The sequence below is a fragment of the Bradyrhizobium sp. SZCCHNS30572 genome (assembly GCF_032484415.1).
Taxonomy (GTDB): Bacteria; Pseudomonadota; Alphaproteobacteria; order Rhizobiales; family Xanthobacteraceae; genus Bradyrhizobium.
Map to the genome: position 1 here is coordinate 105,153 of NZ_JAUESY010000015.1, position 11,348 is coordinate 116,500.

The window sequence follows — 11,348 nt, forward strand, 5'->3', positions numbered from 1 at the left end:
AACATCCTTGGAAAGCACCTGAGTGATGAAAACGAAATCACGCAAACAAACGAGGACGACGCCGAATTGCGCCGAGGGACGGGCGGATCGGCCGCCGTCTGAACGCTACAATGCAATCGTGAATGATTGGCGCAACCCGCCCAAGTGTCAACCTCAAGTCGCGATCGCGCTATTCGCCCGCGAACTTGGCCTTGGTGTCCACCAGAGTGAGCTTGGTCAACGGGATGCCGGCCTTGGTGAGGCCGTCGCGATAATGCGCGATGTCGGCGGGATTGCGCCAGCGGATGTTGCTCAGGAGGCGCTCGATCGTCATCCACGGATGCTGGCTCAAAAGTGCCGCGACGGCCTCGCCCGCTTCGACCGAGCGTCCGAGCTGCGCCAGCGCGGCGGCGCGGATGGCGAGGCACTGCAGATGGTTCGGGTTCTGATAGTGCGACTCTCGCGCCCAGGACAGCGAGGCGTCGTACTGGCCGAGCATGTAATGGCTGAACGCGCTCAGCACCGACCATTGATAGCGCGGATCGCTGTTGCCGCGCTGGGCCGCCACCGAGAACAGCTCGATCGCCTGGCGGTGCTCGCCGGCGACGAGATGGCAGACGCCGAGCACGCCGCGCGCGCCCATGTCATAGGGATTGAGCTGCAGCGACTTGCGCGCCGCCTCCATCCCGGCCTCGACCCGGCCCTGCATGGCATGGACATAGGCCAGCAGCGAATAGGAGAAGGACGAGCGGGAATCGAGCCGGACGCCGGCCTCGGCCAGCGCCATTGCCTCGTCCCACAGCTCCCGTGAGTTCCTGATCCAGCCGAAATGGATGCCCTGCAGCAGGATGGTGCCGAGATAGGTGTGGGCGATCGCAAGACCTGGGTCGATCCTGATCGCCTCGCGGAACAGCGCGATCGAGCTCTCGTAGTCGGCCTTGGTCGGCTGGTAGTAGTGCGACAGCCCGCGCAGGAAGCGATCCCACGCCGTGAGGTCCGTGGTCTTGGACCGCACCGGCACCGCCGCCTCCGCGCGATAGATCTCGGGGATCAGCGCGGTGCAGAGGTTGGCGGTGATGTCATCCTGCACTGCGAACAGGTCGCCGATGTCGCGGTCGTAGCGGCCGGCCCACAGCTGCTCGCCGTTCTCCGGCGCGACCAGCTCGGCGGTGACCCTGATCTTGTCGCCGGAGCGCCGCACCGAGCCCTGGATGAGATAGGTCGCATCGATCTCGCGCGCGATCAGGCGGGCGCTCATGCCGGCATGCTTGAAGGCGAAGGTGGAGTTGCGGCTGAGCACCCGGAAGAACGACTGCAGCGACAGCGCATGGATGAGGTCTTCGGCCAGGCCGTCCGAGAAGTATTCGTCGGTCTCGCCGCTGAGATTGGCGAATGGCAGCACGCCGACGATGGCGGTGCGGTATTGCGCCGGCAGGGTCGTGGCGGACCGCTGCTCGCGGCTCTTCTCCGGCGAGGACGGATCCCAGGTCCAGACGTTGATGGTGTCTTCGATGTTCTTGAAGCGGAACGGCCCGCGGTCGACGAAGGTGACCGTGAGGTGCTTGCTGGCTTCCTGGTAGGCCTTGTGGGAGACGGCAATTCCGCCGGGCGGTGCTGCGGCTTCAAGCCGCACCGCGGTGTTGACGCCGTCGCCGAACACCTCGTCCTCATCGAAGATGACGTCGCCCATGTTGAGGCCGAGGCGAAACTGCATCACCCGGTCGGCCGGCAAATGAGCATTGCGCTCGGCCATCAGCTTCTGCACCTCGACCGAGGCCGCGATGGCGCCGACGACGCTCGGAAATTCCAGGAGAAACCCGTCCCCTGTGTATTTCACGATGCGGCCGCCGTGATTGAGGATGATCGGGTGGATGGCGCCGCGATGGGCCTTGAACGCGGCATGGGTTCCCGCCTCGTCGGCGCCCATCATCCGCGAGTAACCGACCACATCGGCACAGACAATCGCGGCCAGCCGTCTCTCCATTCCGTCTTTGCTCCTACTCAGGGCGATACCACGGCAACAGCGGTCGAATCCAATCAATTTGCGGAAGCAATGTGTAGGCCATGTGGCGGGCCGGCGACATTGGACCCGATTGGCTCAGGTCAGCCCGGCCTTGATCAGTCCGTCGCGGTAGTGGTCGATGTCGTCCCGGCGTTTCCATCGGATGTTCTTGATGTGGCGGTCGAGCGTGAGCCAGGGGTATTGCGCGTGCAGCACGTCGACGGCGTCGCCCGCCTGGTCGGTCGCACCAAGCTGCGCCAGGGTCGCCGCGCGGATCGTCAGCGCCTGCAGATGGTTCGGGTAGAGAAACAGCTCCTCGCGGGCCCAGGACAACGCCGCCTCATAGCGGCCGAGCAGGTAGTGGCTGTAGGCATTCAGCGCCGGCCATTGGTAGCGCGGATCGCTGTTGCCGCGCTGGGCCGCGATCGAGAACAGATCGATCGCCTGCTGGTGCTCGCCGTTGACCATATGGCAGAGCCCGAGCACGCCGCGTGCGCCCATGTCGTAGGCATTGAGCTCGGTCGCCTTGCGCGCCGCCTTCATGCCGTCGTCATGGTCGCCCTGCATGGCCTGCACGAAGGCCAGGATCGCATAGGCGAACGAGGAGCGCCCGTCGAGCCGCACGCTGTCCAAGGCCAGATTCTTCGCCTCCTGCCAGAGCTCGCGCGAGCCCTTGATCCAGCCGAAATTGATGCCCTGCATCAGAATGGTCGCGAGATAAGCGTGCGCGAGGCCGAGCGTGGGATCGAGCGCAATGGCTTGCCGAAACAGCGAGATGGAGATCTCGTAGTCGGCCTTGGTCGGTCGGTAGTAGTGCGACAGACCGCGCAGGAAGCGGTCCCATCCGGTCGGGTCGGTCGCCGGCGCACGGACCGGAATCGAGGCTTCGACACGATAGATCTCCGGCATCAGCGCCGCGCATAGGCTGGTGGTGATCTCGTCCTGCATCGCGAAGAGATCACCGACATCGCCGTCATAGCGACCGGTCCACAATTGAGCGCCGGTCTCGGGCGCGATCAGCTCCGCCGTCACGCGGAGCTTGTGACGAGAGCGCCGCACCGTTCCCTGAATCAGGTAGGTCGCGTCGATCTCGCGTGCGACCAGGCGGGGATTGAGGCCGCGGTCCCTGAAGCGAAACGTCGAGGTGCGGCTCAGGACACGAAAGAACGATTGCAGCGACAGCGCATGGATCAGGTCGTCCGCGAGCCCGTCGGCGAGATAGGCGTCGGCGTCGTCGGAGAGGTTGACGAATGGCAGCACGCCGACGATCGCGGTGCGATATTGCGGCGGCAGGCCGGTGACGCTCGTCCCGGCCCGGATCGCCGCCTCGCTACCCGGCTCCCATGTCCACGCCTGCACCGGCTCCCGCAGGTTCTTGAACTGAAAGCTTCCGGCGCTGGTCAGCTTGACGGGGAGTTGCAGGCCGGCCTCCTCATAAGCCTTGGCCGAGACGGCAACACCGCCCGGGACGGCGATCGATTCCAGATTGACGGCGACATTGATGCCGTCGCCGAAGGCCTCGCCGTCATCGACCGTAAACTCACCCTGATGGATTCCCAGCCGGAAGCGCATGTTGCGGTCGGACGGCAGATCGGCGTTGCGCTCCGCCATCAGGGACTGCATCTCGATCCCGAACTGGATGGCGCTGGCGGCGTTGGCGAATTCCAGCAGAAAGCCGTCGCCGGTGTGTTTGACGATGCGGCCGGCGTGGTTGAGGATGATCGGATGGATGGCGCCGCGATGAGCCTTGAAGGCGGCGTGCGTGCCGTCCTCGTCAATCCCCATCATGCGTGAATAGCCGGCGACGTCGGCGCAAAGGATGGCAGCGAGGCGTCTTTCCATCACATCGTGCTCCCGCCTCGCGCATACCACGGCCGAGGCGGCCAAATCCAACGCTTTTCCAGAACCCATCGCGGCACCTCGCCATGCGGCCCCGCGCCGGCCTCTGCGGCGCGAGACGGCAATGCCGAGGCCAGGTATGGTTAGACCGTTATTGTTAGGAAATGTTCAATCATGCTCGGCATTCACGATCTGCCTTTGTTTCTCGTCTCCGGGCTGCTGCTCAACATCACGCCGGGTCCCGACACCGCCTACATCGTTGGCCGCAGCGCGCAGATGGGCTGGCGCGGCGGGGCCGCTGCCGCCTTCGGCATCAGCACGGGCTGCCTGGTTCACGTGTTCGGAAGTGCGATCGGGCTGTCGGCGCTGCTCACGGCCTCCGCGCCGGCCTTCGCGACGGTGAAATGGGCCGGTGCGGCCTATCTGGTCTATCTCGGCATCACGCAGCTTCTGGCGCGGCGGCCGGACGCCGCCAGGGCGAGTGATGCGACGTCGATGCCGGTGGTGACGCTGCGCCAAGCGTTCTGGCAGGGCGCGCTCACCAACATCCTCAATCCGAAGGTCGCGATGTTCTTCCTCGCCTTCCTGCCGCAATTCGTCGCAGCCGAGGCGCCGCACAAGGCGATCGCCTTCCTGCTGCTCGGCACGATCTTCATCGTCAACAGCACGATCTGGTGTCTCGGCGTCGCCGTCGTCGCGGCCCGTGCAGCGCGCCGCGTGCGCGACTCGTCCGCCGCGCTGCTCTGGCTCAACCGCACGATCGGCGGGCTGCTGATCTATCTCGGCGTCCGGATCGCGATGCTCGAGGCGCGCTGACTTACCGGAGCAGCTCGACGACCGCCGTGCCGGCGAGATACAGGCCGAGCAGGATCATGGCGATCAGGAACACACGGCGGAACGCCTCGGCCGGCAGTCGGGATCGCGCCGCTTGGCCCGCGAACATGCCGACAAAGGCGCAGGCCATCGCGACCGCGCCGGGCAGGGCGGTGGCCGTGCTGAGCAGGCCGGAGCTCGTCAAGTTGAAGGCCAGCGTGACCGTGGCGACCGTGAAGAACACGCCGAGGGCCTGGACCAGCTCGTCCTTCTCGAGCCCGATCGCCTGCATGTACGGTACCGAGGGCACGACCTGCACGCCGGTGGCGGCCGAGATCAGCCCGGTGACGAGGCCGACGATGCCGCCGACCCATTTCTCGTGCGGCGGCGCGACCTTGAAGGCGAGCTTGGTGAGACCGAGCAGGGCATAGAGCATCAGCAAGACGCCGAGCGCGACGTTGCCCCAGCGGGTCGAGGCATGGCTGAGCGCGCCGGCGTTGAGGCAGATGCCGATCGCGGTCCCCAGCATCAGCGGCCACAGGCGCCTGGCGATATCACGCAGATAGGGGCCGGCGAAGGTCTGCCAGATGTTGGTGATCACGGCCGGTACGATGACGATGGCGAGCGCCCGGCCCGGCGGCATGGCGACCGCGAGCAGTCCGACCGAGATGGTCGGCAGGCCGAGGCCGAGCGCGCCCTTGACGAAGCCAGCCAAAGTGAGCGCGAAGGCGATGAAGATGAGGATGGGGTCGATCATGGTCGGCACATTGACCAGACTGCGCCGACGACACAATGTGGAGGTTACGGAGCAAGCCTTCGTCCAAGGCTGAGGCAGGATGACCATGCGTTTCGATCTGGTCGATCTCAGGCTGTTCATTGCCGTGGCCGAGGCCCGCAGCATCACCGGCGGCGCCGACCGGGCGCATCTGGCGCTGGCCTCGGCGAGCGCGCGGATCAAGGGTCTGGAGGACGCGTTTGGCGTCGAGCTGTTCAAGCGCGGCCGGCGCGGCGTGGAGCTGACCGCGGCGGGCGAGAGCCTGCTCGATCACGCCCGCATCATCATGGCCAATGTCGAGGCCATGCAGGGCGAGCTCTCGGGCTTCGCATCCGGCCGTCGCGCCAACGTGCAGCTGCTCGCCAACACGGTCGGCCTCGCCGAGCATCTGCCGAAGGCGCTGGCGGCCTTCCTGCGCGAGCATCCCGACATCAACGTCGATGTCGAGGAGCGCGAGAGCACCGAGATCGCCGAGGCGATCGTGTCCGGCAGAGCGGATCTCGGCTTTGCGGCGGAGCACGCGCTGCCCGAGACGATCGAGCGCTTCGCCTTCGGCGAGGACCGGCTGATCCTGGTGGCCGGACGGCGCAGCCCGCTCGCAGCGCGCCGACAGATCGACTTCAGCGAGACCGCGGGGGCGGATTTCATCGGCCTCACGCAGGGGACGGCGCTCAACGTCCATATCGGCCGGCACGCCGCGCGGCTCGGCATCCGCCAGCACGTGCGGGCCAGGCTGCGCGATTTCGACGCGATCTGCCAGATGGTGGCGGCCGGGATCGGCATTGCCGTGGTGCCGGAAGCGGCGGCGCGGCGTTGCGCGCGGTCGATGCCGATCAGCCTCGTCGCGCTGCGCGACGCCTGGGCCGATCGGCGGCTCGTGATCTGCGCCCGCAGCTTCAAGGCGCTGCCGCGTCCGGCGAAACTGCTCGTCGAGCATTTGCGCCGGGCCGCCGCGTGAGGCGCCCGACGACCGGCCGGATGTCTCCGTTCCGCGCGAGAGGCGGGGAGCCAAGCCGGTGGAGGCGGGCTCAGCCCGCTGCCAGCCGCTTCAGCGCCGCTTCGTGGACGCGCTTGTCGCCGGCGGCGACGATCCGGCCGCCGTTCTGCGCCGGGCCGCCTTCCCAGTCGGTGACGATGCCACCGGCGCCGTTGATGATCGGGATCAGGGCGGCGATGTCATAGGGCTTGAGCTCGGTCTCGATGACGAGATCGAGATGGCCGGCGGCCAGCATGCAATAGGAGTAGCAGTCACCGCCATAGCGCGACAGCCGCGTCTCGGCCTCGACCCGGCCAAAGGTGGCGCGATCGGCCTCGTTCATCAGCAGCGGGCTCGTCGTATAGCACACCGCATCCCCGAGACGCTCGCAGCGCCGGACCGAGAGCCGGCGCTCGCCGCCGCCGTTCTTGTAATTGGCGGAGCCGTTGTCGCCGGCGAAGCGCTCGCCAATGAAGGGCTGGTGCATCATGCCGAACACCGGCGTGCCCTTGTGCAGCAACGCGATCAGCGTGCCCCAGGTCGGGAAACCGGCAATGAAGGATTTGGTGCCGTCGATCGGATCGAGCACCCAGACGTAGTCGGCGTCCTCGCGCTCATTGCCGAACTCCTCGCCGACGATGCCGTGCTGAGGAAAGTTCGCCTTGATCAGGCGGCGCATCACGGCCTCGGCGGCCCGGTCGGCCTCGGTCACCGGATCGAAATCGTGCCGGCTGCTCTTGTTGTCGACCAGCAGCGAGGTCCGGAAGAACGGCAGGATGGTTTCGCCCGACGCGGTCGCCAGACGACCGATGAAGGCGGAGAAATCAATGACCGTCACAACGCGTCCTTGGGTGAGGGAATCGGGTGGCAATAAGCCGGTTATGCCTAGCTCAAAGCGGTCGGGGGCGCATCCGGATATGGAACACCAGCGTGGCATCATGGATACCGTTTGGTGTCCGGCCGCGCTGGCCGGGCGCGGTTGAGCCGTCGTGGGCCCCTGATGTGAAACTGAAAGCGAAACCGGCGTCCCTCTCCGATCGTTTGGAATCTCCAATCAAGCCATTGACTTCTATGATGAAAAGAAGAGCTGTTTCGCGCTGAACGCAACCCGGCCTATGTTTTTTTGCATGGAGAAAGGCGGAAAAACTCTTGCGCTTTGTGCAGCGCGATTGCATATTGTTGCGGTGCGGTAGCGCTTCGCGTTATCGCTGCCCTCCTTGGGCGTTTCCTCCCTAGACTTGGGCCGCTTGTCATTCAAGCGGCCCTTTTTTTTGCGCCGACGCCACCGGCCGAAATCGCTCGGACCGAACGCGCAGTCCTCTATTCCGCCGCCGCCTGGAACGGCCCGAGGTCGCCGAGCGGCACCGTCGCCAGCACCTCGGCGAGCACGGCGAGATCGGAGGCGACCTGGGCGAAGCGCGGTCCGCGCTCCCTGCGGCGCTCGTCCATGTAGATCGCGCGGTTGAGCTCGATCTGGATCGCATGCAAGCCCGTGGCCGGATTGCCGTAATGCTCGGTGATGAAGCCGCCGGCATAGGGCTTGTTGCGGCCGACCGAATAGCCGAGCCGGCCGAGCACGTCCTCGACCAGGTCCGGCAGCAGCGACGCGCAGCTCGTGCCGTAGCGGTCGCCGATCACCATGTCGGGCCGGCGCGGCTCGTCGCGCGAGACGCCGACCGACGGCATCGAATGGCAGTCGACCAGCACCACGGTGCCGAACTGCTGGTGCACGCGGTTGATCAGCCGGCGCAGCGCGCGGTGATACGGCTTGTACAGCGTCTCGATCCGGTGCAGCGCCTCGTCGACGCTCAGCCGGTCGCGATAGATCTCCTGGCCGTCGCCGACCACGCGCGGGATCGTGCCGAGGCCGCCGGCCACCCGCATCGAGCGGGTGTTGGCAAAGCTCGGCAGCCGCCCGGTGAACATCCGCGGATCGAGCTCATAGGGCTCGCGATTGACGTCGACATAGCAGCGCGGGAAATGCACGCGAACGACCGGAAAGCCGCGCAACAGGAGATCGGCGATCAATTCGTCCATGAACGAATCTTCGGAGCGCCGCAGCGCCGGCAGATCGATTCGCGACGCCCTTAGGAAATCGTCGGGGTAGGCCGATCCGGAGTGAGGGGAATTGAAGATGATGGGCGCACGCCATTCGGTCGGCTCCATGATCTCGAACGGCGGCAATTCGCCATCAAAGTCCGTCATCTCTGGGCGCCGTCCCCTTGGTCACGTGCGTCGATGTCACGTCCGTTGATGCGCCGGTATCCTCCGGCCGATTCGTTCTGGACAACGCAGGCACTGCTCTTGCCAACGCGCATCTTCGATAATCCGAGCCGGTCTGCCAAGCGAAAAGCAATGAAAAAGTTCATCTCGCGTTTGGAACAACTCTGAGCTGGCGTGCTGCTTCGGTCGAAGACCGCACCTTCAGCCCTCAAAATGCCTTGCCGATGTCGGATCAAAAGGCGCAATCTTTCACCCGAAATTTACCGCCCGTCAGGCTTAGTGGCGGCAACGCTCCGCCTCTCACCCGGACCAGACAACCCCTCGCCATGCACAAAATCCTGCTCGCCGAAGACGACAACGACATGCGCCGCTTCCTGGTCAAGGCATTGGAAAATGCCGGGTTCCAGGTCTCGCCCCACGACAACGGCATGTCGGCTTACCAGCGGCTGCGCGAGGAGCCGTTCGAGATGCTCTTGACCGACATCGTGATGCCGGAGATGGACGGCATCGAGCTGGCGCGCCGCGCCTCCGAGCTCGACCCGGACATCAAGATCATGTTCATCACCGGCTTCGCCGCGGTCGCCTTGAACTCCGATTCGGAGGCGCCCAAGAATGCCAAGGTGCTGTCCAAGCCGGTGCACCTGCGCGAACTCGTCAGCGAGGTCAACAAGATGCTGGCGGCCTGAGCCGCCAGGGACAGACCTCCGGAACTGGCGGATTATTCCCAATTTCGGCATTTTGCGTCCTTGCCTGCCTGCGTGGGAGCCGATATAGGGACGCCCACCCGAACGGATATTGGATTAGGGCACGTAGCTCAGCGGGAGAGCACTACCTTGACATGGTAGGGGTCACAGGTTCGATCCCTGTCGTGCCCACCACCCCTCCGGACGTCGGCTGAATTCATTGAGCTTTTTGTTCGATTTCCCGCACCTAGCTTGTCGGTGAGGGAATAGACGTTCGCTCTATGATCCACGGAGCCGATCATTCGCTCGAGCTTGGCGACGCCGCCATACGCCAATTTCTTGCGATTGGCGTTCCGCGTGTAATGGCTTGCCATCCGACGATCGGTCCAACCGAAGATCGCATCCAGCTCGGCTTCCGTTGCTCCGTTTTCGGCGGCGACGGTTGCAGCCGCCTTGCGAAGGCCGTGCGCTGATCGGTTCGCCAACCCAGCTGCGACGCACTTCTCCTTGAACACGTTGCCTAAGCTCTCCTTGGTCATCGGCTTGCCCTGCCGGGTCGCGATGTAGGTCTCGGTTCCGATCGGACCTGCCTCCAACGTCCGGCGCAGGACATCGAGCATCGGGAAGGTGACCTCAATGGTCTCGCTCCCCTTTTCCAGGCGCTTCGTGATGATCGGCACGAAGATCTGCTCGATTTTTCCGTCAGGCCCAATCCGCTCTTGCACCTGTTCGGTCACATCGGCAGGGCCGAACGATGCTGCGTCACCCCGCCGAAAGCCGGTGAAGAGGTAGACGTCTATCATGACGCGCTCTCGCGTGCCGAGCGGCCAGCGCTTGTAGTAACGCCGAACGTCGGCATCAGACCAGGTGACAAAGCCTTCGGTTTTCGCTGGCTTGGGTGTCTTGATCCCTTCGGTTGGATCTGCCGCAAGGATCTTTTGCGCGACCGCCCAGGTGAACATCCGCCTCATGGTGGTGAGAAAGTGCCGGGCCGCGGAGGGGTTCTGAGCGCGACGTCCAAGCCCGTCCAGGATGTGCTGCTTCTGGATGGCGGCGGCTCGTTTGTTGCCGTTGGCCTCCAGAACATGAATCATGAGGCTGTTGCGCTGCTTGTGAGTGCTCGCCTTCATCTCGCGCCAATCAGGCGCTTTTGCCTTGTATTCTTCCCATAGCCATTTGAGGCTACCATCAAAGACCTTCGCCCTGGCTTCGCTTGGATCGATTGCGAGGCGTGGCCGATTGAACATGTCGGCTACAGCGATGTCGTAGTTGCGGTTGAATTCTATGGACCCGTACTCGCCGCGAATGCGAGTGCGTTTGCCGCCTACGTCCTTGTTGCGAACGTACCAGACCGTCCTGCCATGACGGTTGATTTCCTTGTGAAGGTAGGGCCTGCGAGGACGGGGCATGAAGCGAATCAAAGCACGAAATGCTCTTCGGGCTCAACCGTCTCATCGATGCCCCGCTCTTCCTTGTATTTGACCAGGTCGACGATGATCGTGCCGTCCGGCTTAATTCGTATGGATGAAGCACCGGCCGCTTTTGCAGCGCGGATCGCTCGTGCCACTTCGCCTTGGGTAAATCGAGCGGAGCGCCGGCTCATGGAACGCCTTCGGTTGACATCGCGCTCTGCCGTAAGCGCATTTGCAATGTAGCTTGGTCCGAACTCGTCGTCTGCATCTCGCGGGACCGTCCCTGAAGCGGGATGCCGTGGCGTAGAAAAGGATGGGGTCGGATAGTTCAGGAGAGCGCCTCCAGAAACGTCGTCCCTGATCGTTGTGCCATAGAGCTTACAAGATTTCATCGAGGTCGCGCCGCGGACGCCATCTTACGGGATCTGCGATCCACCGGTTGATGTCGGATTCATGCCAACCAGTTCCGTTGCTGCTGATCTTGAGTGGGGTAGGGAACGTACCTTCGGCGATCTTGCGGTAGATGGTGGATCGGGACAGCCCGGTCCTGGCAAGGACGGTTTTCAACCTGATGATACGGTCTGGCTCGCGCATGGCCGTGATGCCCCTCGCTGGTTGCTCCTGACGTCCGGCGAGACCAGAGGCC

The 11,348-nt window shown here is 64.5% G+C and carries 10 protein-coding genes, 1 tRNA gene and 1 pseudogene; 4 read left to right on the forward strand and 8 right to left on the reverse strand.

Features of this window, described 5'->3' with window-relative positions; translation table 11 throughout:
• Positions 1-169: 169 nt before the first annotated feature.
• Positions 170-1,963 (reverse strand): adenylate/guanylate cyclase domain-containing protein, encoded by a 1,794-nt coding sequence (locus QX048_RS34595; RefSeq protein ID WP_315716569.1) that lies wholly within the window; start codon positions 1,961-1,963, stop codon positions 170-172.
• A 114-nt stretch (positions 1,964-2,077) separates the two neighbouring features.
• Positions 2,078-3,823 (reverse strand): adenylate/guanylate cyclase domain-containing protein, encoded by a 1,746-nt coding sequence (locus tag QX048_RS34600; RefSeq protein WP_315716570.1) that lies wholly within the window; start codon positions 3,821-3,823, stop codon positions 2,078-2,080.
• Between the two features lie 171 nt (positions 3,824-3,994).
• On the opposite strand from QX048_RS34600, the gene QX048_RS34605 reads away from it, so the two are divergent.
• Entirely contained in the window at positions 3,995-4,636 is a 642-nt protein-coding gene (locus tag QX048_RS34605) for a LysE family translocator (RefSeq protein ID WP_315825435.1), read from the forward strand.
• A gap of 1 nt (position 4,637) precedes the next feature.
• On the opposite strand, the gene QX048_RS34610 is transcribed toward QX048_RS34605, so the two are convergent.
• Positions 4,638-5,390, reverse strand: a complete 753-nt coding sequence (locus QX048_RS34610; RefSeq protein ID WP_315825434.1) for a sulfite exporter TauE/SafE family protein — start codon at positions 5,388-5,390, stop codon at positions 4,638-4,640.
• Between the two features lie 85 nt (positions 5,391-5,475).
• On the opposite strand from QX048_RS34610, the gene QX048_RS34615 reads away from it, so the two are divergent.
• Positions 5,476-6,366, forward strand: a complete 891-nt coding sequence (locus QX048_RS34615; protein ID WP_315825477.1) for a LysR substrate-binding domain-containing protein — start codon at positions 5,476-5,478, stop codon at positions 6,364-6,366.
• 70 nt (positions 6,367-6,436) lie between these two features.
• On the opposite strand, the gene hisN is transcribed toward QX048_RS34615, so the two are convergent.
• Positions 6,437-7,222, reverse strand: a complete 786-nt coding sequence (hisN, locus tag QX048_RS34620; protein WP_315716573.1) for a histidinol-phosphatase — start codon at positions 7,220-7,222, stop codon at positions 6,437-6,439.
• A 482-nt stretch (positions 7,223-7,704) separates the two neighbouring features.
• A complete protein-coding gene (locus QX048_RS34625) occupies positions 7,705-8,589 on the reverse strand; it encodes an N-formylglutamate amidohydrolase (RefSeq protein WP_315716574.1) in 885 nt (294 codons plus the stop codon).
• Positions 8,590-8,933: 344 nt separating this feature from the next.
• Here QX048_RS34625 and cpdR point away from each other — a divergent pair, with 344 nt between their 5' ends.
• Entirely contained in the window at positions 8,934-9,293 is a 360-nt protein-coding gene (gene cpdR, locus QX048_RS34630) for a cell cycle two-component system response regulator CpdR (protein ID WP_006610087.1), read from the forward strand.
• A 117-nt stretch (positions 9,294-9,410) separates the two neighbouring features.
• Positions 9,411-9,485 (forward strand) — tRNA-Val (locus tag QX048_RS34635).
• A gap of 209 nt (positions 9,486-9,694) precedes the next feature.
• Here the strand turns inward: QX048_RS34635 and QX048_RS35320 are convergent.
• The 3 genes and pseudogenes from QX048_RS35320 to QX048_RS34650 all read right to left on the reverse strand — a co-directional run.
• Positions 9,695-10,699 (reverse strand): annotated as a pseudogene (locus tag QX048_RS35320) (tyrosine-type recombinase/integrase); the annotation flags it as partial.
• Between the two features lie 8 nt (positions 10,700-10,707).
• Entirely contained in the window at positions 10,708-10,893 is a 186-nt protein-coding gene (locus tag QX048_RS34645; protein WP_315716576.1) for a hypothetical protein, read from the reverse strand.
• Between the two features lie 187 nt (positions 10,894-11,080).
• Entirely contained in the window at positions 11,081-11,296 is a 216-nt protein-coding gene (locus tag QX048_RS34650; RefSeq protein ID WP_315716577.1) for an AlpA family transcriptional regulator, read from the reverse strand.
• Between the last annotated feature and the right edge of the window lie 52 nt (positions 11,297-11,348).